This window comes from Pseudomonas sp. GW821-FHT02H06 (genome assembly GCF_059421525.1).
Genome location: NZ_JBWKVD010000005.1, coordinates 378733 through 400036, shown reverse-complemented (window position 1 = coordinate 400036; position 21304 = coordinate 378733). Strand labels below are relative to the sequence as shown.

24 protein-coding genes are annotated in these 21304 nt (G+C 59.9%); 4 read left to right on the top strand and 20 right to left on the bottom strand.

Features of this window, described 5'->3' with window-relative positions; genetic code table 11:
• Window positions 1–99: 99 nt before the first annotated feature.
• The 4 genes from AC07VF_RS11825 to pilV are packed head-to-tail and all read right to left on the bottom strand — an operon-like array spanning window position 100 to window position 2153.
• Window positions 100–522 (bottom strand): type IV pilin protein, encoded by a 423-nt coding sequence (locus AC07VF_RS11825; protein WP_495008607.1) that lies wholly within the window; start codon window positions 520–522, stop codon window positions 100–102.
• Entirely contained in the window at window positions 519–983 is a 465-nt protein-coding gene (locus AC07VF_RS11820; RefSeq protein ID WP_495008608.1) for a pilus assembly PilX family protein, read from the bottom strand. Before AC07VF_RS11820 ends, AC07VF_RS11825 begins: the two co-directional genes overlap by 4 nt.
• A 31-nt stretch (window positions 984–1014) precedes the next feature.
• Window positions 1015–1716, bottom strand: coding sequence for a PilW family protein (locus tag AC07VF_RS11815; RefSeq protein WP_495008461.1), 702 nt, complete (start codon window positions 1714–1716; stop codon window positions 1015–1017).
• Complete coding sequence (gene pilV / locus AC07VF_RS11810) at window positions 1713–2153, bottom strand: type IV pilus modification protein PilV (RefSeq protein ID WP_495031056.1); 441 nt, start codon at window positions 2151–2153, stop codon at window positions 1713–1715. Before pilV ends, AC07VF_RS11815 begins: the two co-directional genes overlap by 4 nt.
• Before the next feature lie 183 nt (window positions 2154–2336).
• On the opposite strand from pilV, the gene AC07VF_RS11805 reads away from it, so the two are divergent.
• Window positions 2337–2840 carry a GspH/FimT family pseudopilin gene (locus AC07VF_RS11805; protein WP_495008463.1) on the top strand — a complete coding sequence of 168 codons (504 nt, stop codon included), beginning with the start codon at window positions 2337–2339 and terminating at the stop codon, window positions 2838–2840.
• Window positions 2841–2861: 21 nt separating this feature from the next.
• Here AC07VF_RS11805 and ispH read toward each other — a convergent pair whose 3' ends face one another.
• From ispH to murJ, 6 genes are all read right to left on the bottom strand, one after another.
• Window positions 2862–3809: a 4-hydroxy-3-methylbut-2-enyl diphosphate reductase gene (ispH, locus tag AC07VF_RS11800; protein ID WP_192173395.1), complete on the bottom strand. Its 948-nt coding sequence runs from the start codon at window positions 3807–3809 to the stop codon at window positions 2862–2864.
• A gap of 82 nt (window positions 3810–3891) precedes the next feature.
• A complete protein-coding gene (fkpB, locus tag AC07VF_RS11795; protein WP_495008609.1) occupies window positions 3892–4344 on the bottom strand; it encodes an FKBP-type peptidyl-prolyl cis-trans isomerase in 453 nt (150 codons plus the stop codon).
• A 7-nt stretch (window positions 4345–4351) separates the two neighbouring features.
• Window positions 4352–4864: a signal peptidase II gene (lspA, locus tag AC07VF_RS11790; protein ID WP_495008464.1), complete on the bottom strand. Its 513-nt coding sequence runs from the start codon at window positions 4862–4864 to the stop codon at window positions 4352–4354.
• On the bottom strand, window positions 4857–7688 hold the full coding sequence (ileS, locus tag AC07VF_RS11785) for an isoleucine--tRNA ligase (RefSeq protein WP_495008465.1): 2832 nt from the start codon (window positions 7686–7688) through the stop codon (window positions 4857–4859). The genes lspA and ileS overlap by 8 nt, the downstream gene beginning before the upstream one ends.
• A 1-nt stretch (window position 7689) precedes the next feature.
• Complete coding sequence (gene ribF / locus AC07VF_RS11780; RefSeq protein ID WP_192173398.1) at window positions 7690–8637, bottom strand: bifunctional riboflavin kinase/FAD synthetase; 948 nt, start codon at window positions 8635–8637, stop codon at window positions 7690–7692.
• A 118-nt stretch (window positions 8638–8755) separates the two neighbouring features.
• Window positions 8756–10300 (bottom strand): murein biosynthesis integral membrane protein MurJ, encoded by a 1545-nt coding sequence (gene murJ, locus AC07VF_RS11775; RefSeq protein WP_495008466.1) that lies wholly within the window; start codon window positions 10298–10300, stop codon window positions 8756–8758.
• 250 nt (window positions 10301–10550) lie between these two features.
• On the opposite strand from murJ, the gene rpsT reads away from it, so the two are divergent.
• On the top strand, window positions 10551–10829 hold the full coding sequence (rpsT, locus tag AC07VF_RS11770; RefSeq protein ID WP_037015424.1) for a 30S ribosomal protein S20: 279 nt from the start codon (window positions 10551–10553) through the stop codon (window positions 10827–10829).
• A gap of 68 nt (window positions 10830–10897) precedes the next feature.
• On the opposite strand, the gene AC07VF_RS11765 is transcribed toward rpsT, so the two are convergent.
• The 5 genes from AC07VF_RS11765 to rplU all read right to left on the bottom strand — a co-directional run bounded on the left by AC07VF_RS11765 (window position 10898) and on the right by rplU (window position 14686).
• Window positions 10898–11368, bottom strand: coding sequence for a CreA family protein (locus AC07VF_RS11765; protein ID WP_495008467.1), 471 nt, complete (start codon window positions 11366–11368; stop codon window positions 10898–10900).
• Between the two features lie 28 nt (window positions 11369–11396).
• Window positions 11397–12515, bottom strand: a complete 1119-nt coding sequence (proB, locus tag AC07VF_RS11760; RefSeq protein ID WP_282367112.1) for a glutamate 5-kinase — start codon at window positions 12513–12515, stop codon at window positions 11397–11399.
• An 85-nt stretch (window positions 12516–12600) separates the two neighbouring features.
• Entirely contained in the window at window positions 12601–13824 is a 1224-nt protein-coding gene (gene cgtA, locus AC07VF_RS11755; RefSeq protein WP_282367114.1) for an Obg family GTPase CgtA, read from the bottom strand.
• Window positions 13825–14065: 241 nt separating this feature from the next.
• Complete coding sequence (gene rpmA, locus AC07VF_RS11750; RefSeq protein ID WP_037015434.1) at window positions 14066–14338, bottom strand: 50S ribosomal protein L27; 273 nt, start codon at window positions 14336–14338, stop codon at window positions 14066–14068.
• 33 nt (window positions 14339–14371) lie between these two features.
• Complete coding sequence (gene rplU / locus AC07VF_RS11745) at window positions 14372–14686, bottom strand: 50S ribosomal protein L21 (protein WP_003176051.1); 315 nt, start codon at window positions 14684–14686, stop codon at window positions 14372–14374.
• A 239-nt stretch (window positions 14687–14925) separates the two neighbouring features.
• Between rplU and AC07VF_RS11740 the strand changes: the two genes are divergently transcribed.
• Both AC07VF_RS11740 and AC07VF_RS11735 read left to right on the top strand, forming a co-directional pair.
• Entirely contained in the window at window positions 14926–15894 is a 969-nt protein-coding gene (locus AC07VF_RS11740; protein ID WP_192173402.1) for a polyprenyl synthetase family protein, read from the top strand.
• 166 nt (window positions 15895–16060) lie between these two features.
• Window positions 16061–16303: a PA4570 family protein gene (locus AC07VF_RS11735; RefSeq protein ID WP_192173403.1), complete on the top strand. Its 243-nt coding sequence runs from the start codon at window positions 16061–16063 to the stop codon at window positions 16301–16303.
• A gap of 74 nt (window positions 16304–16377) precedes the next feature.
• On the opposite strand, the gene bamJ is transcribed toward AC07VF_RS11735, so the two are convergent.
• The 5 genes from bamJ to AC07VF_RS11710 all read right to left on the bottom strand — a co-directional run bounded on the left by bamJ (window position 16378) and on the right by AC07VF_RS11710 (window position 21025).
• Window positions 16378–16995 (bottom strand): BamJ family beta-barrel-assembly machinery protein, encoded by a 618-nt coding sequence (gene bamJ, locus AC07VF_RS11730; protein WP_122535350.1) that lies wholly within the window; start codon window positions 16993–16995, stop codon window positions 16378–16380.
• A gap of 83 nt (window positions 16996–17078) precedes the next feature.
• Window positions 17079–17384, bottom strand: coding sequence for a DUF6482 family protein (locus tag AC07VF_RS11725; RefSeq protein ID WP_192173404.1), 306 nt, complete (start codon window positions 17382–17384; stop codon window positions 17079–17081).
• A 30-nt stretch (window positions 17385–17414) separates the two neighbouring features.
• Complete coding sequence (locus tag AC07VF_RS11720) at window positions 17415–17903, bottom strand: TIGR00645 family protein (RefSeq protein WP_423573422.1); 489 nt, start codon at window positions 17901–17903, stop codon at window positions 17415–17417.
• A 171-nt stretch (window positions 17904–18074) separates the two neighbouring features.
• Window positions 18075–18407 (bottom strand): PA4575 family protein, encoded by a 333-nt coding sequence (locus tag AC07VF_RS11715; protein ID WP_192173472.1) that lies wholly within the window; start codon window positions 18405–18407, stop codon window positions 18075–18077.
• 185 nt (window positions 18408–18592) lie between these two features.
• On the bottom strand, window positions 18593–21025 hold the full coding sequence (locus tag AC07VF_RS11710; RefSeq protein WP_495008468.1) for a Lon protease family protein: 2433 nt from the start codon (window positions 21023–21025) through the stop codon (window positions 18593–18595).
• Between the last annotated feature and the right edge of the window lie 279 nt (window positions 21026–21304).

Genomic DNA, 21304 nt, shown 5'->3' with positions numbered 1-21304 from the left:
TATAGCAACCGGTTGTTTCAATATTTGCCGGGGGGATGTGTGGCTGTTTTCGGCGGACGAACGCCCTGACGCGCGGCGCCGTAGCCGATCTAGGTCATCTCACCGCCCCCAACACCCCGCCACACTGGCAGCCCCGGACATTCCAAGATTGTCGCGCCTGCCGGTGTGTTCCAGCACAAAGCTGCCGCAGGCATCGCCTCCCATCAGGCCCCCGCCAATCGGCGACGCGGTCAGCGTAAATGTCCGCTCCTTGCGCTCAGCCCCTATCCGATAAAATGCATTTCCCACTGACACCTCATGACTAAACGCCGGCGACCCGCTGACGTCCGAGTACTGCCCTGCCCGCGAATGAAACCGCTCCAGCTTCTGCGCCTCTTCAACCAGCACCCCGGCGATCTCGGAGCGGTGAGTTTTACGGGTGTATTCGCTGTACTGCGGGTACGCGACGGCGGCGAGAATCGCGACGATGGCGATGGCAATCAGCAGTTCAATCAGGGTGAAGCCTGCGGTTGCTCTGTTCATTGCCGCTGCCGCCACATCACGCGACGCTCCTGGGTGTGGATGCTTTCGAGCACGGTGCGTGAGTCGCCCTCGATGCCAACAGCCGTCACGCGATACAAGTTCCAAAACTGACCGTCTGCGCCTCCGGCCGGCTGGTCGGTTTGGCCAACATGCTGAATGCCGTAAAAACCACCTCGCGTCGCGACCCAATCCACGCCCGACGCCGCGCCCGTTCCGCTGCTGGAAAGGGTCAACGCTTCAGGCGGTGGCACACATTTGGCTGGCGACGAACAAGCTGGCAGGGAAAAACCCGGTGCCAGGATTTTCGCTTCCGCAATGCGCAGCGCTGTCTCGGCGGACTGAAACGACGCATCGCGCAGCTTTAGCGTGCCGGCCACTTTTTCCTGGAGCGTGGCGTTTTGCATCGACGATGTTGCCAGCAGGGTCAGCAACAACAGGAACACCAGGCTGACGATCAACACCGCACCACGTTGTGCATTCACGTTCATGTCCTCACCCCAGCCGGTTACGGATGGCGGCGACGACGTCGACGGTTTGTTCCTGCGCTCGGTCTGCAGGGTCGAACAGGGTCAGGGTCAATCGCACGCTGCGGATGAGGGAGGGTTCGGCAGTGGCGGCGTACCGCGCGATGGAGCGGTCGTTGATGGATCCGGCGACGCCAAACAACACGCTGAACGCACGCACGTTGCTGACCAGAGGCTGGCCGTTCAGCGACAGCTCATTGCGTGCCTTGTTGAAGCGATAGACCTGCCGGTGAATCGGCATAGCGGTCTCACCCACGGCAAGTCGAGGCGCCCGGCCATTGGAGTACGCGGTGGCGGATGAAATGCAGTCGGTGTGAATGACCCAGGTCGACCAGCCGCCGCCCTCCCCGGTTCCGGCCGTGGCGAGGGTCAGAGTGTGCGAATTGGCGTCCCACGTGATGGGGTCTTCAAACGCCCTGGAGAAACCATTACTGATGCTGGCGTCTTCGACCTTCTCCAAACAGCCGAACATCCCTACCAGCTGCACTTCCTGGACCACTTTGCTGACCACGAATCGTGCGTCTTCCTGCAGGCTGGCGGACGATGTCTGACTCGCATAACTGCTCTTTGAACTGACAAATATCTGCGCCAAGGCCAGCGACATCACTAACCCCAGCACCAGCGCCAACATGACTTCGACGAGGCCAAAGCCCCTCTCCAGAGTCTTCATGGCCGTGCGCCCCGCTCGGCAGCGACATCGGCGGTCAGCGTAAGTGTTTGCTTGTCCGCAAGCTCCTGGCTGGCACGGGAATCGTCCCACTTCAATGTAAGGTTCACGCTCGATCCCGCCACCGCAATCGATGCCTCGGCGTCGTCACCGACCGCGCGTTTCAACTGCGTCGCGAAGTCGTACAGGTCTTGCTGGCGGGGCACGGCGAGACTGCCGGAAGTAGGCGCCTGACTCAGCGAAGCCAGCGCGTAACTGGTCGCCGGATTGGCGCGGATGCGCTCGAACAGGTCATGGGCGATAAAGCTGACGTGCATGCTGCGCATCGAGCTGTCGGTGTATTTCAGGGCGTTGAGCTGCAACATCGCCACGCCCAATATGCCGACACTGAAGATCAGCAACGCGACCAACACCTCGATCAATGTCATCCCTGATTGCATCGTCTTCCCTCGCATCGTCCACCTCTGCCATCCGCTGTGCAGCCACCAGTGAAGCCGATGCGCGGCGGTTTGCCCGGAGGATGTGTAACGGCGGCTTGCGGACATACCGGCTGACAATCGACCCGGTTGTCAGCGCGGCCACGCGGGTGTTTGCTTGAGCGCCGCATTCAACGGAAGACGCTCGTGAAACAGCAAGGATTGACGCTGATTGAACTGCTGGCAGGGTTGGTGATTGTCGGCATCGTCGCCACGCTGGCGATCCCCGCCTTCGGGCAACTGATCGATTCTCAACGCCGTCAGGACACGGCTCAGCAACTGGCCAGTGGGCTGCGAATGGCTCGCACGGAGGCGATTCTGCGCAGTCAGCCGGTGGTGATGCAGGCGCTGGACAACGACTGGAGCCGAGGCTGGAATGTGTTCGTTGACAGCAACCGCAACCAGCTCAGGGACGAGGGCGAGCTTTCACTGGCCGAGTTCGCCAGCCACCGAAATGTCAGGGTCGTCGGCAACAGCAAAGTGGCTGCGCGGATAGGTTTTGATAACACGGGGCGGCTGCTGAACAACGCCAACGGGACGCTCGCGGTGTGTCTCAAAGACGCACCCGCCAGCCGCTATCAGTTGGCGATCGCGGTGACCGGCAGGGTCACGCTGCGATCAGAGGGATTCGGCAGCGAGCCCTGCGCATGATGCGGTGACAGGATGACCGGATTACAGCAGTGACTTGACGCGCAATTCCTTGGGCATCGAGAAGGTGATGTTTTCCTCGCGCCCGGCCAGTTCGTCCGCGCCGGTCGCGCCCCAGGCGTGCAACTGCTCAATCACGCCACGCACCAGCACCTCGGGCGCCGAAGCACCGGCGGTAATGCCGATGCGTCCCACGCCGTCGAACCAGCTGCGCTGCATGTCTTCGGCACCATCAATCAGATAGGCCGGGGTCGACATGCGCTCAGCCAGTTCGCGCAGGCGATTGGAGTTGGAGCTGTTCGGGCTGCCGACCACCAGCACCACGTCACACTCATCGGCCAGAACCTTGACCGCATCCTGACGGTTTTGCGTGGCGTAGCAGATGTCGTCTTTACGCGGACCGCCAATGGCCGGGAATCGCGAGCGCAAGGCGTCGATCACACGGCTGGTGTCGTCCATCGACAACGTCGTCTGGGTCACGAAAGCCAGGTTCTCGGGGTTGCCGACCTGCAGCTTGGCGACGTCCGCTTCGTCTTCGACCAGATAGATCGCGCCGCCATTGCTGGCGTCGTACTGGCCCATCGTGCCTTCGACTTCCGGGTGGCCGGCGTGACCGATGAGGATGCACTCGCGGCCATCGCGGCTGTAGCGCGCCACCTCGATATGCACTTTGGTCACCAGCGGACACGTGGCGTCGAACACCTTCAAACCGCGACCTGCCGCCTCGGTGCGCACCGCCTGTGACACGCCGTGGGCACTGAAAATCACGATGACGTCGTCCGGCACCTGCTCGAGCTCTTCGACGAAGATCGCGCCACGGCTGCGCAGGTCTTCGACGACGAATTTGTTATGAACCACTTCATGGCGCACGTAAATCGGCGGGCCAAACACTTCCAGCGCGCGATTGACGATTTCGATCGCACGGTCCACCCCGGCGCAGAAGCCTCGTGGGTTGGCGAGTTTGATTTGCATGATGTGCCTCGTGTCTACGCGCAATGAAACATAAAAACGAAAAGGCCCCGAACAGTGCCGGGGCCAAGCGCTCTGGCGATGCTCAGAGTGCCTTCACCTCGAAAATTTCCACTTCGAAGGTCAACGTCTTGCCCGCCAGCGGGTGGTTGAAATCGACGGTGACCTGATCATCATCAATCGCCTTCACCACACCCGGCAGCTCGGTATTCGCCGCGTCGTTGAAGATCACCAGCAGCCCTTCGGACAGCTCCATGTTCTGGAACTGCGAGCGCGGCATGATCTGCACATTCTGCGGGTTCGGCTGACCGAACGCGTTTTCCGGCGGCACCTGAAGCGTACGTTTGTCGCCGGCTTTGAAGCCAAAGATCAGCGCTTCAAAGCCCGGAAGAAGGCTGCCATCGCCAACCTTAAAGGTCGCTGGGACCTTGTCGAACGTGCTGTCGACGGTGTCGCCGTTTTCCAGGTGCAGGGCGAAATGCAGGGTGACTTCCGTGTTCTGACCGATGCGTGTTTCCTGTGCAGCCTGTTCGGTCATCAACTGATCAGTCATTGACGGTTACTCCGGTTTTCTTGCTCTTGAACATGTCCAGAGCCAGCATGATCGCGCCAACGGTGATGGCGCTGTCCGCGACATTGAAGGCCGGGAAGCCGTGTTCTTTCCAATGCACGAAGATAAAGTCTATGACATGGCCGATGAAGATTCGGTCATACAGATTGCCGAGCGCCCCACCCAATATCAGGGCAAGGGCAATCGCCAGCCAGGTTTCGTCACGCCCCAGGCGCTTGAGCCAGACCACCAGCACCCCACTCACCACGACCGCAATCAGCGCAAACAACCAGCGCTGCCAGCCGGAACTGTCGGCCAGGAAGCTGAACGCAGCGCCAGTGTTGTAGGCCAGCATCCAGCTGAAGTAGTCAGGAAGGATGACGATCTGCTCGTACAACTCCAGACGGTTTTCGAAGTAGAACTTGCTCGCCTGGTCAATGACCACCACCAGCACGCTCAGCCACAACCAACCCAGTCGGCCCATACGGCCAGCCGATGCATTAGGCATAGTGACGAACCTCGCCTGCACCGCTGATGTTGTCGACGCAACGACCGCAGATTTCCGGATGCTCAGGATTGACCCCGACGTCCTCGCGGTGATGCCAGCAGCGCGCGCACTTGGCGTGACCGGATTTGACGACCTTGAGCTTCAGACCGGCCACTTCGGTAACCACGGCATCGGCAGGCGCGCTGACGAAAGGCGCGACACTGGCCGTCGAGGTGATGAGCACGAAACGCAGCTCGTTGCTCAGTTTGGACAGATCCGCTACCAGCGCGTCTTCAGCGTACAGCGTGACTTCGGCCTGCAAGTTGCCGCCGATGGCCTTGGCCGCGCGCAGGTTCTCCATCTCCTTGTTGACCGCGACCTTCACCGCCATGATCCGCTCCCAGTAGGCGCGGTCCAGCTCGAAGCCTTCTGGCAGCTCGCTCAGGTTCTGGTACCAGGTGTTGAGCATGACCGACTCGTTACGCTCGCCCGGCAAGTACTGCCACAGCTCGTCGGCGGTAAACGCCAGGATCGGTGCGATCCAGCGAACAAGCGCTTCGGAGATGTGGAACAGCGCGGTCTGGCAGGACCGACGCGCCTTGCTGTTGGCGCCGGTGGTGTACTGGCGATCCTTGATGATGTCGAGGTAGAAGCCGCCCAATTCCTGCACGCAGAAATTGTGCACCTTCGAGTAGACGTTCCAGAAACGGTACTCGCCGTAATGCTCTTCCAGCTCACGTTGCAGCAGCAGCGCGCGATCCACGGCCCAGCGATCCAGCGCGAGCATGTCTTCGGCGGGCAGCAGGTCGGTGGCCGGGTTGAAGCCGGTCAGGTTCGAGAGCAGGAAACGCGCGGTGTTGCGGATGCGACGGTACGCATCGGCGCTGCGCTGCAAGATGGTGTCCGAGACGGCCATTTCGCCGGAGTAATCGGTCGCCGAAACCCACAGACGCATAATGTCGGCGCCCAGCGTGTCGTTGACTTTCTGCGGTGCGATGACGTTGCCCAGCGACTTGGACATCTTGCGGCCGTTCTCGTCCACGGTAAAACCATGGGTGAGCAATTCACGGTACGGCGCGTGATTGTCGATGGCGCAACCGGTCAGCAGCGACGAGTGGAACCAGCCACGGTGCTGGTCGGAGCCTTCCAGGTACAGGTCGGCGCGTGGACCGGTTTCGTGGCCCATCGGGTGCGAGCCGCGCAGCACATGCCAGTGCGTGGTGCCGGAATCGAACCAGACGTCCAGGGTGTCGGAGATCTTGTCGTACTGCGGCGCTTCGCCACCCAACAGCTCGGCCGCGTCCATCTTGAACCAGGCTTCGATGCCTTCCTGCTCGACGCGCTGGGCGACTTCTTCCATCAGCTCAACGGTGCGCGGGTGCAGCTCGCCGCTTTCCTTGTTCAGGAAAAACGGGATCGGCACACCCCAGTTGCGCTGACGGGAGATGCACCAGTCAGGGCGGTTGGCGATCATCGAGTGCAGGCGCGCCTGCCCCCATGCCGGGACGAACTTGGTTTCTTCGATGGCTTTCACGGCGCGGTTGCGCAGGGTGTCGCCCGACGCTGGCTGCTTGTCCATGCCGACGAACCACTGCGCGGTGGCGCGGTAGATCAGCGGCGTCTTGTGGCGCCAGCAGTGCATGTAGCTGTGGGTGATGGTTTCGGTGTGCAGCAACGCGCCGACTTCGGTCAGCTTGTCGATGATGGGCTGGTTGGCCTTGAAGATGAACTGGCCGCCAAAGAACTCCAGCGACGGGCTGTACACGCCGTTGCTCTGCACCGGGCTGATGATGTCGTCGTTGGTCAGGCCGTAGGCTTTGCAGATCACGAAGTCATCGACGCCATAGGCCGGCGAGCAGTGAACTACGCCGGTACCGGCACCCAGCTCGACGTAGTCGGCCAGATAGATGGGCGACAGACGATCGTAGAACGGATGACGGAAATTGATCAGCTCAAGCGCCGAACCCTCGGCCGTCGCCAACACCGAACCTTCGAGGTTCCAGCGCTTCAGGCAGGACTCAACCAATTCCTCGGCCAGCACCAGCAGACGCTCGCCGGTATCGACCAGCGCGTAGGTGAATTCCGGGTGAACGTTGAGCGCCTGGTTCGCCGGGATGGTCCACGGGGTGGTGGTCCAGATCACGATGGCAGCAGGTTTGCTCAGGCTCGGCAGACCGAAGGCTGCAGCGAGCTTGTCGGCATCGGCAACCGGGAAGGCCACGTCGATGGTGGACGATTTCTTGTCCTGGTATTCGACTTCTGCTTCAGCCAATGCCGAGGCGCAGTCGAAACACCAGTTGACCGGCTTCAGGCCCTTGAAGACGAAGCCGTTCTTGACCATTTCGGCCAACGCGCGGATTTCCCCGGCTTCGTTGGCGAAGTCCATGGTGCGGTACGGGTTGTCCCAGTCGCCGAGTACGCCCAGGCGAATGAACTCGGCTTTCTGGCCTTCGATCTGCTCGGCCGCGTAGGCACGGCACAGTTCGCGGGTCTTGTCCGCAGGCAGGTTTTTGCCGTGGGTGACCTCGACCTTGTGCTCGATCGGCAGACCGTGGCAATCCCAGCCCGGAACATAAGGCGCGTCGAAGCCCGAAAGGGTCTTCGAGCGAACGATCATGTCCTTGAGAATCTTGTTGACCGCATGACCGATGTGGATATTGCCGTTGGCGTACGGAGGCCCGTCGTGCAGCACGAACTTGGGCCGATCCTTGCCAATTTCGCGCAGCTTCTGGTACAGGCCAATGCTGTCCCAGCGCTGCAGAGTTTGCGGCTCGCGCTGGGGCAGGCCGGCCTTCATCGGGAAGGCGGTGTCCGGAAGATTAAGCGTGGCTTTGTAGTCGGTCATTTCAGGCTCTAAAGTTTAGCGGTTGGTCGTGCCAGTGGGCACGAGCGGCAGCGACATCCGCATCGATCGCCGTCTTGAGCGCCTCAAGGGAGGCAAAGCGCTGCTCATCACGCAGCTTCTGGTGGAATACCACCGTCAAACGCCGGCCATAGATATCGCCGGTAAAATCCAGAAGGTGAATCTCCAGGTGGGGACGTCCATCGCCCGCCACGCTGGGACGCACGCCAATGTTGGCGACGCCCGGCCACACCTTGCCGTCAATCTGTGCGCTGACCAGATAGACACCGGTCAATGGCACGCGACGACGCTTGAGTTGCACGTTGGCGGTGGGCGTACCCAGCTGACGCGCCAGTTTCTGGCCATGCAGCACGCGGCCGGAAATCTCGAACGGGCGGCCCAGCAAATGCTCCGCCAGTTTGAAGTCTGCGGCGGCCAGCGCGGTGCGCACCTTGGTGCTGCTGACGCGGAAGCCGTCGATCTCGACAGTCTGTGCCGCTTCGACGGTAAAGCCCTTCTCGGCGCCTACGTTTTGCAGGAAATCAAAATCACCGATCCGGTCGCAGCCAAAGCGGAAGTCGTCGCCGACCTCCAGATGCTTAACGCCCAAGCCGTCTATCAGCACGGTGTCGACAAACTCGGAGGCGCTGAGCCTGCTGAAGCGCTGATTGAATGCCAGACACAACACCAGATCAACGCCCTCGCCAGCAAGCAGATCAAGCTTGTCACGCAGTCGGGCCAGGCGAGCCGGCGCCGTCTCGGGAGCGAAGAACTCGCGCGGTTGCGGTTCGAAGATCACCACACAACTGGGCAAACCCAGCTCGACGGCACGCTCACGCAGGCGCGCCAGGATAGCCTGGTGACCCCGGTGAACACCGTCGAAATTGCCAATGGTGGCGACGCAGCCCCGGTGCTGCGGGCGCAGATTGTGAAGGCCTCGAACCAGCTGCATAACGCGCTTCTTGCTCATAAAGTGGCCGATTATAACCACACACCGCCGTCAACGACAGGCGACACATCCGGGCAAACCGCAACAATCGACGTTAACCGGCAGAAAACGACGACTGATCCTACAGGATCGCCTTGCGGGCGAAATGCCTGACCCGGAAACCCAACACCAACAAGGTGCCGAAATACGCCAGGACACCTGCCAGCACCAGCGCACCCATGCGCAGGAAACGCTGCAGCATCTCACCGTCCGACCAGGCGGGCATCACATGCATCAGGCCCAGCAGCACGGCGGACATCACCGCCACGGCGACGATCAGCTTGCCCAAAAATACCGGCCACCCTGGCTGCGGCTGAAACAGGTCCTGCTTGCGCAGCTGCCAGAACAGCAGCAAGGCGTTCAGGCATGCGCCCGCGCTGATCGCCAGCGCCAGACCCGCATGAGCCAAGTGGATGACGTAGACGAAAAGCAGGTTGAACAGCTGAGTCACTATGAGGGTGAAGATCGCGATTTTCACCGGAGTGCGGATATTTTGTTGGGCATAAAAGCCGGGGGCCAGCACCTTGATCACGATAATCCCGAGCAGTCCGACCGAATACGCGACCAGCGCACGCTGAGTCATCGCGGCATCTTCGCCGTCGAACTTGCCGTACTGGAACAGCGAAACCGTCAGCGGCTCGGCGAGCAATCCGAGCGCCAAGGTGCACGGGAGCACCAGCAGGAAGCACAAGCGCAGGCCCCAGTCGAGGATGCGCGAATATTCGTGGCGATCCCGGCTGGCGTAGGTTTTCGAGAGAATCGGCAGAAGAATCGTCCCCAACGCCACGCCGAGCACACCAGAAGGCAGCTCCATCAGACGGTCGGCGTAGTACATCCAGGACACCGAGCCGGCAACAAGGAACGAGGCGAAGATCGTGTTGATGATCAGCGATATCTGACTGACCGACACCCCGAGCATGGCCGGCAGCATTTGCTTCATCACCCGCCAGACCCCGGTGTCGCGCAGGTTGAGTCGCGGCAGCACCAACATGCCGATCTTTTTCAGATGCGGCAGCTGATAGAGAAGCTGCAGCAGCCCACCCGCTAGCACCGCCCAGCCCAGCGCCATGACGGGCGGGTGGAAATACGGCGTGAGAAACAGGGCGAAGAAGATCATCGCCAGATTGAGCAGCGTCGGCACGAAGGCCGGAACGGAGAAGCGATTCCACGTATTGAGGATCGCGCCGGCCAGCGAAGACAGCGAGATGAGCAATATATAAGGAAAGGTCACCCGCAACAGGTCCGAGGTGAGCTGGAATTTCTCCGGCGTGTCGGCAAATCCCGGCGCAGTCGCCCAGATGACCCAAGGGGCGAACACGACGCCCAACACAGTGACGATCGCCAGCGCCAACGTCAGCAAGCCGGTTACATACGCAACAAATGTGCGGGTTGCCTCCTCGCCCTGCTGGCTTTTGTATTCCGCCAGGATCGGCACGAATGCCTGGGAAAAGGCGCCCTCGGCAAAGATCCGGCGCAGCAGGTTAGGCAGTTTGAAGGCGATAAAGAAGGCATCAGTGGCCATTCCGGCGCCGAATGCGCGCGCGATGATGGTATCGCGGACAAAGCCCAGCACCCGCGAAAGCATCGTAATAGAGCTAACGGCGGCAAGCGATTTGAGTAGATTCATCGAAAGGTTGTACGCCTGACCAAAGGAAGCGCCAAAGCGCGTTCCATATATGCGATACTCCGCGCCGCAAAACAGCTCAGAGCCAAAGCCCGCGAGTTTACAGGTCGCACGCCGGAAAGAAATCACCTCGGCACCACACCGCGACCACTCAGCGGAACGCATCAACTGCCCTTGACAAGCGTCAATCTCATCGGCATGATTCGCGGCCTATTTTGTTAGCTATTTCCCAAGTCTTTCGAGGAGCTCGACGGTGGCCAACACACCTTCCGCCAAAAAACGTGCAAAACAGGCTGAGAAGCGTCGCAGCCACAACGCCAGCATGCGTTCCATGGTTCGCACCTACATCAAGAATGTAGTTAAAGCCATCGACGCTAAAGACGCTGAAAAAGCGCAAGCTGCTTATGTTCTGGCCGTGCCAGTTATCGACCGTATGGCCGATAAAGGCATCATCCACAAGAACAAAGCTGCTCGCCATAAAGGTCGCTTGAATGGCCACATCAAGGCTCTGAACCTTGCTGCTGCAGCCTAAGCGATCCGCTTGTTAAAAAACCGACCTCAGGGTCGGTTTTTTATTGCCTTTGATTTGACGCTTCAGCATCAAGGCGCGGGAGCAGGCGCCCACGGCAGAATCGGGATCGCGGTCACGGCGTTCTGCGGACTGCCCTCGATCACCTTGTCGCTGTAGACGAGATACACCAGCGTGTTGCGCTTTTTGTCGAGGAATCGCACGACTTGCATAGTCTTGAACACCAGCGAAGTCCGCTCCTTGAACACCTCGTCACCGTCCTTCAATTGCTCCTTGAAGTGAATGGGACCGACCTGCCGGCAAGCGATGGACGCCTCGGCACGGTCTTCAGCCAGGCCTAGACCGCCCTTCACCCCACCGGTTTTCGCGCGGGACAGATAGCACGTCACGCCATCGACTTTGGGGTCGTCGAAAGCTTCGACCACGATCCGATCATTCGGACCGACCATCTTGAACACGGTGGATACCTGGCCGATCTCTTCAGCCGACACCAGCACTGGCAACATCAGTAACGCGCCTACCAGCCCTTTCATGACTCGCATGTATGCTTCCTTCTTTTGATAATGCACTTCAGACCAGAATCAGGTTGTCACGGTGCACGAGCTCAGGCTCAGCCATGTAACCCAACTCTTTGACAATGGCGTCAGAGGGCAGGCCGATGATCTTCTGCGCCTCGAGCGCACTGTAATTGCTGAGACCGCGGGCGATCTCGCGACCGTCAGCCGCCACGCACACGACCATCTCGCCGCGACGAAAGCTGCCCTGCACCAGCTTGACGCCGACCGGCAACAGACTTTTGTGGCTTTCGGTCAACGCCTTCACCGCACCCTCGTCCAGCACCAGCGTGCCACGGGTTTGCAGATGCCCGGCCAGCCACTGCTTGCGAGCCGCGAGCATCTCGCGCTCCGGGGACAGCAACGTGCCCAATCGCTCACCGGCCTTCAAACGCGCAAGGACACGCTCGATGCGGCCACCCACAATCACGGTGTGCGCGCCGGAACGGGCGGCGAGTCGTGCAGCACGCAATTTGGTCTGCATGCCGCCACGACCCAGCGCACCGCCGGTGCCGCCGGCCACTGCATCAAGGGCGGGATCATCGGCGCGAGCTTCATAAATGAGCTGCGCTTCAGGATTGTTGCGAGGGTCGGCATCGAACATGCCGTCACGGTCGGTCAGGATGACCAATAGGTCGGCTTCAACCAAGTTGGCCACCAGCGCCGCCAGAGTGTCGTTGTCGCCAAAACGAATCTCGTCGGTGACGACCGTGTCGTTTTCATTGATGACAGGGACGACGCCCAGCTCAACCAGGGTGCGCAACGTGCTTCGGGCGTTCAGGTAGCGCTTGCGGTCAGACAGATCATCGTGGGTGAGCAGAATTTGCGCGGTGTGCCGCTGATGCTCGGCAAAGCTCGACTCCCACGCCTGCACCAGACCCATCTGACCAATCGCTGCAGCAGCCTGAAGCTCATGCATGGCACTCGGTCGCGCAGTCCAGCCCAGACGGCTCATGCCGGCCGCTACCGCGCCGGACGACACCAGGACCAGTTCGACACCTGCCTCATGCAGCGCCACCATCTGCTCGACCCAAACACCCATCGCGTTGCGATCCAGACCCTTGCCGTCCGCCGTCAGCAGCGCACTTCCGATCTTCACCACCCAACGCTGGGCACCTGTCACCTTGCTCCGCATGATCTTTCAACCTTAAGCCAGAGAGTCCGAATTCTAGATACTAAAACGCCGCTTCAAGAGCGGCGTCGTAGTTTACTGCAGTCGATCAGTCGCGGACGTAAATGATTTCCGGACCATCTTCGTCTTCCACGTCTTCCTCATCCCAATCGTCATCGCCGATGTCATGCACGCTCTTCACGCCGCTACGGCGCAGAGCACGCTGATCATCCAGCGCCTGCAGCTGGGCACGGGCTTCGTCCTCGATGCGTTGATCCAGCTCAGCCAGCTCGGCAGCGTAGGCCGGGTCATTGGCCAGACGGTCAGCGCGGTCTTCGAGGTAGCGCATGATGTCGTGTGTCAGGCGATCGGTGCCTTCTTTGGCGATGGCCGAGATCACGTAGACAGGGCCGGTCCACTCCAGGCGATCAATGATCTCCTGCTTGCGGGCTTCATGCTCTTCTTCGAGGATCTGGTCGCACTTGTTCAGCACCAGCCAGCGATCACGGTCGGCCAGCGCAGGGCTGAACTTGACCAGCTCGTTGACGATGACTTCAGCGGCATCCGGCGCGCTGCTTTCATCCAGCGGCGCCATGTCGACGAGGTGCAGGAGCAGACGCGTACGCGCCAGGTGCTTGAGGAAGCGAATCCCCAGACCGGCACCGTGGGAAGCGCCTTCGATCAAGCCGGGAATATCGGCGATGACAAAGCTTTTCCAGCGATCAACACTGACAACGCCCAGGTTCGGCACCAGCGTAGTGAACGGGTAATCAGCGACCTTTGGCTTGGCAGCCGATACCGAACGAATGAACGTGCTCTTGCCGGCATTCGGCAAACCGAGCAGACCGACGTCAGCCAGTACTTTCAGCTCCAGCTTGAGGTCACGCTGCTCACCCGGCTTGCCCGGAGTGGTCTGACGCGGCGCACGGTTGGTACTGGATTTGAAACGCGTGTTACCCAGACCGTGCCAGCCACCATGAGCTACCAGCAGACGCTGACCGGCTTTGGTCAGGTCACCGATGACCTCTTGGGTACCGGCGTCGATCACGGTGGTGCCGACCGGCACGCGCAACACCAGCTCTTCACCCTTGCGACCGGTGCAGTCGGTGCTGCCGCCGTTCGAACCGCGCTCGGCGTCGAAGTGGCGGGTGTAGCGGTAGTCGACCAGGGTGTTGAGGTTTTCGTCAGCGATCATGTAGATCGAGCCGCCGTCACCACCATCACCGCCGTTGGGACCACCGTTCTCGATGAATTTTTCGCGGCGGAAGCTCATGCAACCGTTACCGCCATCACCGGCCTTTACTCGAATGGATACTTCATCAACAAATTTCATAGCGCACGCCTCCCGTCACAAAGACGAGCAAACAACATTGATTCATAAGGCTCTTGCAAAGATGAGCGTTGCGATACCGATCAAAAACCAGCGACTTCACACCACAACGGCCCACACAAACAGCTTTGCAAGAGACTCACCAGAAACAGGACCTTCTACAAACGAAAAAGCCCTGTCATCGACAGGGCTTTTCAGCTCAGGAGGCGTGAAGGTCAGGCCCTCACACCCCCTGAACGCAAGATTATGCCGCGACTTCAGTCTTTGGCACGATGCTTACATAGCGACGACCGAAGGCGCCTTTAACCTGGAACTTGATCACGCCTTCGACTTTAGCGAACAGGGTGTGATCCTTGCCCATGCCAACGCCGTAGCCAGCGTGGAATTGGGTGCCGCGCTGACGCACGATGATGTTGCCCGGAACGATAACCTGGCCGCCATACATCTTCACGCCAAGGCGTTTGGCTTCTGAGTCGCGACCGTTACGGGTACTACCACCAGCTTTTTTGTGTGCCATGAGTCAATTCTCCTAGTGAGGATTAGGCTGAAATTAAGCCTGAATACCGGTGATTTTGATCTCGGTGTACCACTGGCGGTGGCCCATACGCTTCATGTGGTGCTTACGACGACGGAACTTGATGATGCGGACTTTATCGTGACGACCTTGGGAGATCACTTCAGCCACAACGGTAGCGCCTGCAACAACTGGAGCGCCGATGTTCACGTCGTCGCCATTGGCAACCAACAGAACGCGATCAAAGGTAACGGATTCGCCGGTAGCGATTTCCAGTTTCTCAATCTTCAGGTATTCACCTGGGGCGACCTTGTATTGCTTGCCGCCAGTAACGATTACTGCATAAGACATGGTGTATCTCCGATAATCCTGCTCACCCAGCTCTTTATAGGAAGAGGTATTGGCTGGCATGGCTGCACAAGGCTGGAAGGCCGACATGCAATTGCGTAAGGCAGGTGCTGCCCAGGAAGTTAGGGTGCGCGATTGTACGCAAGCGATCAACGCCTTGCAAGCTGCGTTATGTCACGCCTTGACAGGGTGGGGCCTGCAACCTAGCATGCCGCGCAACCCTTCTGGAGCACGTCTCGCTGATGCAACCCCAAGCCTTCTACACCGCTGTGGCAGACGACTTTACCGCTGTCGACCACATTATCAAGAAGCAGCTGACATCGCGCGTGCCGCTGGTCTCCAAAATCGGCGACTACATCACTTCTGCTGGCGGTAAACGCCTGCGCCCGTTGCTCGTTCTGTTATGCGGCAAAGCGCTGGGCTCTGGCGGTGATGACCTACGCCTGTTGGCCGCAACCATCGAATTCCTGCACACCGCGACCCTGCTGCACGATGACGTCGTCGACATGTCCGGCATGCGCCGTGGCCGCTCGACCGCCAACGCGATGTGGGGCAACGCACCGAGCGTGCTGGTAGGGGATTTTCTGTATTCGCGCTCGTTTGAGATGATGGTCGAACTGGGCTCGATGCAGGTGATGCAGATCCTGTCGAAGGCTACCCGGGTTATCGCGGAAGGCGAAGTGTTGCAGTTGTCCAAAGTGCGCGACGCCAGCACCACCGAAGAAACCTACATGGAAGTCATCCGCGGCAAAACCGCGATGCTCTTCGAAGCGTCGACCCACAGCGCCGCCGCACTGGCCAATGCCGGTCCCGAGCAAAGCGAAGCGCTGCGCACCTTTGGTGATCATCTGGGGGTCGCTTTCCAACTGGTCGACGACCTGCTGGATTATCGCGGCGATGCCGAAACCCTCGGCAAGAACGTCGGCGACGACCTCGCCGAAGGCAAGCCTACCCTGCCGCTGATCTACACCATGCGTGAAGGCACCCCTGAACAAGCCGCGCTGGTTCGTCAGGCCATTCAGAAGGGCGGCCTGGAAGATCTCGAAAGCATCCGCGATGCTGTGGAAAAGTCAGGCGCACTCGAATACACAGCCCAGCTTGCACGCGACTACATTGCTCGCGCCATTGCCTGCCTGGATGTGCTGCCGCCGAGCATCTACCGCGACGCCCTCGTCGAGCTGAGTGAATTTGCGGTCGCGCGCACGCACTGACCGCTGCCCTGCTCCACCAAAAGCCCGTCCACGTGACGGGCTTTTTGCTGCCTGCGATTCAGCACCGTTTTATAGACCTCACGTTCTAATGCGAATTAATCTCAAATAGATCCTTGCTATTCCTCAGATAAGAATTATTCTCATTGAAACACACAAGGAGAATCACATGACGTATCTGATTGATGCCTGGCTTGATCGCCCACAGCCCTACCTTCGCATCCTGGATCGCGAGACGGGCAAAGTGTGTGCAGTGCTGGAGGAGGAGGCGCTCGACGAGTTGCGTGATCAGGGGGATCTGGATGTCAGCAGCTTGAGCTCAAGCGAACCCGGTGTTCAGAAGGAGATGGTGCGAAGTCTGTTTCTGTTCTGCTATGCGCGGGCATTGCGCCCGGCCATTGAACTGCATTGATGAGAACAGATAAAACGACGATGCCGAGCCAGCGCGGGGCTGACTCGGCATCTGTCGAGCGTGAATCGTGAACCTTACAGAACGTCGAGCAGCTCGACGTCGAAGACCAGGACGCTGTGTGGCGGAATGCTGCCAACGCCTTGAGCGCCGTAGGCCAGTTCGCTCGGAACGTACAGGCGCCATTTGCTGCCGGCCTTCATCAGTTGAAGAGCTTCGGTCCAGCCTGGAATCACGCCGCCAACCGGGAATTCAGCCGGCTCGCCACGATCGTAGGAGCTGTCAAACACAGTACCGTCGATCAGCATGCCGTGGTAATGGGTGCGCACGTTGCTTTCGCGGGTCGGTTGAGCGCCCTCGCCCGCAGTGATCACTTCATATTGCAGACCGGAGGCCAGAGTGGTCACGCCATCACGCTTGGCGTTTTCAGTCAGGTATTCCTTGCCTGCGCCAGCCGCTGCTTCAGCTTTGGCTGCAGCTTCGGCTTGCATGATTTCGCGGATGACTTTGAAGCTCGCGCCCATTTCTTCCTGGCCAACACGGCTCGGCTTGCCGGCGAAAGCGTCGGTCAGGCCAGCCAGAATAGCGTCCAGATCGACGCCCGGTGGCGGGTTGTCACGCAGTTGGTCGCCCAGTTGACGGCCAATACCGTAGCTGACGCGAGTTTCGTCGGTGGACAGATTGACTTCGGACATGAGACTGCTCCGCTGAAGAGCGCCCTCGGGCGCCCGTATTTAAAGGCCGGGCAGCCTAGCACAAAGCGTAATACCCGTAACCTCTACCAGGCGGATCGAAAAGCCAGGGGGATTTTGACGTCTTGATTCAGGTCGTCGTTCACGCCGCACATCTCGTCGTGAACCACGGCGTGGACCAGATTGAACGGCATCGGCGCAACTGGCTGCAGCAGTTCGCGTGCGTGCTCGACTGAGCGCAGGTGCAATGCCTTGTTCTGCGCATCGACCAAACGATGCGCGACGCCCTGCATCCTGGCTTCCAGCAAGTAAATGCCGCCTTCGATCGAGATCAGATTGAGCTCTTCTACACCACCGGTGCTGGCGTGGGAAATGAGTTCCTGAAGGTTCATGGCAAATCCTCGCGGGTCGCAGGAAGTCGATCAGTGCTTGGTGACTTTGTCCAGAAAGCCCATGGCGCAGGCAGACACAACAAAGGTCATGTGGATGATCACGTACCACATGAGGTACTGCGGATCGATGTTCTTGGCGTCCATGAACACCCGCAACAGGTGAATGGACGAAATCGCGACGATGGACGCAGCGACTTTCATCTTCAGCGACGAAGAATCCATCTTGCCCAGCCAGTTGAGCTTTTCCTTGCCTTCGTCGATGTCCAGCTGCGACACGAAGTTCTCGTAGCCGGAGATCATCACCATGACCAGCAAACCACCGACCAGCGCCATGTCGATCAACGACAGCAGCACCAGGATCAGGTCAGATTCGGCCAGCGCGAATACGTTGGGGATGATGTGGAAGATTTCCTGGAAAAACTTCAGCGCCAGCGCCAGAAGCCCCAGAGACAAACCAAAGTAGATCGGCGCCAGCAGCCAGCGGGAGGCGTACATGGCATTTTCGATAAAACGTTCCATTGAAGCTCACTGATAATTTAAAAGCTCGCGAGTATAGGGCGAGGGCCGATTAGCACAACCCACTGCGAAAAGAGTTGAAACAATAACGCCCGATCGGGCATGGGGGAAGCTCGGCAAATCCGCGTCTGCAGACCGTAGAAGGCAGACGCGGAACACCTCGAAACGAAGGGGTCAGTTGGCGGGAGACGTCCGCTGACCCACGGCGGCGTCGCTGTTGATTCTTCGCAGCTCCCCCTGGAGGTGAAGCCCCCAGATCGGGATCTCTTCCGCCGTTTGATAGCCATGCAGCAGGAGGCTTTCGGCAATGGCATCAAGGACCGATTCGGCAGCAACCGGTCCATGAAAAGGCCCCTGAGCCTTAAGTGCGGAGGGCTGTTCGCCAGACATTCCGGCGGCGAACAACAAGGTCCACATTCCTTTGTCGCCTGACAGCGGGCGAACAACACATTCGATTCGGGTCACCAGACCCAGGCATTGGCGAGTAAGGCAGAGGCTGCGCGGCATGGCGAGCTCCTTATTGATTGCAGTATTCATATCCTTCGCATAACGAAGGAAACGCGTCAGTCCCTTTGACAACTGCTGCAACCCGACAATATCGAACAACTACCCCGTTGGAAAAGCGCGAAAACGAAAAGGGCGCCGAATGGTCATTTGGCCATCAAGCGCCCCGTTTCATTGACGTCAAAGGCCTAGCTTTTCAGCTCGGGCTGTGATTGTGGCGCCTCCTTTTCGAGCTCTTTGAGGTCGTCGTCGCTGAGCATTTCAGCGATGTCGCGCAGACGGTCCACCACCCTGCCGTTCACCGAATCATCGGGGAATTGACCGTCTTCGTCCGCTTCACCCACCGGCATGCCGACCAACAGACTCAGCGCCTCATCCACCTGGCGCACGGCGTACACGTGGAACTGCCCCGCGCGCACGGCCTGCAGCACGCGCTCGTCCAGCATCAGCGTGGCGACGTTGGCGTGGGGAATGATCGCGCCTTGATCGCCCGTAAGACCTCGGGCTTCGCAGAGTCGGAAGAAGCCTTCGATCTTCTCGTTGACGCCGCCGACCGCCTGGACTTCGCCAAACTGGTTGATCGAGCCGGTGATGGCGAAACACTGCTTGAGCGGGGTTTTCGACAAGGCGGAGATCAGCGTGCAGACCTCGCCGAGGGAAGCGCTGTCGCCATCGACGTAGCCGTAGGACTGTTCCAGCGCGATGCTCGCGGAAATGGCCAGCGGGAATTCCTGGGCGTAACGGCTGCCCAGATAACCGGTGAGGATCATTATCCCTTTGGAGTGAATCGGCTGGCCCAGGTTGACCTCACGCTCGATGTCGACGATGCCGCTACCGCCCGGGTAAACCGTCGCCGAGATGCGCGCCGGCACACCGAACGCGGAATCCCCCACTTCCAGCACCGTCAGGCCGTTGCACTTGCCGACCGCCGCGCCCTGAGTGTCGATCAGGATGATGCCAGCGAGCATGTCATCCAGAATTCGGGCCGACACACGACCGGTGCGGGTAGCCTTGGCCTTCAACGCGCGCTCGATGTGCCCGGCGTCAGTGCGCTCGTCACCGGCCACACTGCGAATGAAGTCCGCCTCGCTGACCAGTTGGAACAGATCACCGATGCGCGCCGACAAGCGCCCCTGGTGCTCGGCGAGGCGCGCGCTGTACGTGGCAAGGCGCGCGACTGCATCCGCTGTCAGCGGCGCCATGCCCTCCTCCGACGTCCGGGTTTTGAGCAACTGGGCGAACTGCTCCAGGCTCTCGTCGACCATCGGAATGTCTTCGTCGAAATCCACCAGCACCCGGAACATCTCCTGGAAGTCCGGATCTAGGTCCTGCAGCGTGTAATACAGCGACCGCGCGCCAATGATGATGACTTTGACCTGCAGCGGGATGGTCTGCGGGGTCAGCGTTACGGTGGCCAGACGACCCAGTTCACCCAGCGGCGCTTCCATCTTCAGTTTGCGCGATTGCAGGGAGCGCTTGAGGGCGTCCCACACGAACGGCTCGCTGAGCATTTTCTCGGCTTCCAGCACCAGAAAACCGCCGTTGGCCCGGTGAAATGCTCCGGGGCGCAGCTGACGATAGGTGGTGTAAAGCGCGCCCTGGTCGGTGCTGTATTCGATGCGTCCGAACAGGTTGTCGTAGGTCGGGTGCGGCTCGAATACCACCGGCGCGCCGCCGCTGGCGGAATGGCCCACCATCAGGCTCGGGCAGTATTGCTCTTCGAGCAGCTTGCGCGCCTGGGCATCGGTTTTGCTGTCGTCGACGAGTTGCTCGACCACGGTCCTGAGCAGGTTGACCTGCACTGCCTGAAGGTAGGCGCACACCGCGGCGTTCTCGGCGTACTGCTCGGACAACGGTGCCAGCAGCGGCTGAAGCGCAAGGATGATGGTCTCTTCATTGAGCTCACGCATCTGGTTGTTGGACTCGCGCTTCCACTGCGGCAGGCTGGCGAGTTCTTCATTCAACCGCTCTTCCAGCGTCGAAATATCGGTGTGAAAACGCTCGCGCTCGGCTTCCGGCAATTGCGAAAACTCGGCCTCGTCCAGCGCCTTGCCTTCGAGCATCGGGGTGAACGCAATGTTGGTGTTGTCGCGGTACAGCGCGATGTCTTTTTCCAGCGCAAGACGTTCGATGACATCGAGGGCGCGGTCGTAGCGCTGATTGAAGGCGCGGTCAATCGCACTCTTCTTCTGCTGGTAGGACGGATGTTCGAACACCGCAGGAAATGTCGACAGCAGGTTGTCGATCAGTCCGTTGATGTCGGCAATGAACGCACTGGCGCTGCCGGGCGGCAGTTCAAGGGCGCGCGGCTCGCGGGCGTCATCGAAATTGTTGACGTACACCCAGTCCGACGGCGTCTGCATGCGCTTGGCTTCGGCCTTGAGGTAGCGCTTGACGAAGGAAAAGCGGCCGGTGCCGGGCTCGCCCATGACGAACACGTTGTAACCAGGGCGCGGCATGGCGACGCCGAATTGCAGGGCTTCGACAGCGCGCTCCTGGCCGAGTACGCCGCGAAAGGGTTCCAGATCGTTGGTTGTCGTGAAGCTGAACTGTTCAGCGGAAAAGGGACGGGTCAGCGCTTCGGGCGCAAGTCGCAAGCTGGCAGCAACAGAATCGGGCATCGGACATCCTTACATCAGGCGGGGCAGATGGGCGCATTCTGGCGCTCGCCGCACCGCACTGGCAAGGCAAGAACCGCGTGATCGCTTTTCCGTATGAGGAACCGGCCTACACACCCGGCGGAGGCGGATTACGCACAACAATCTGCAATTACTCACGGAACGTTCATATCGTGCCTAAACTCCAACTTGCGCGACCGGTAACAATTTAAATAACCGGTCCGCCCTGGCGCCCTACCGGCCAGGAATCCGACCCTTGGTTGAAACAACAGAGACTAAAGC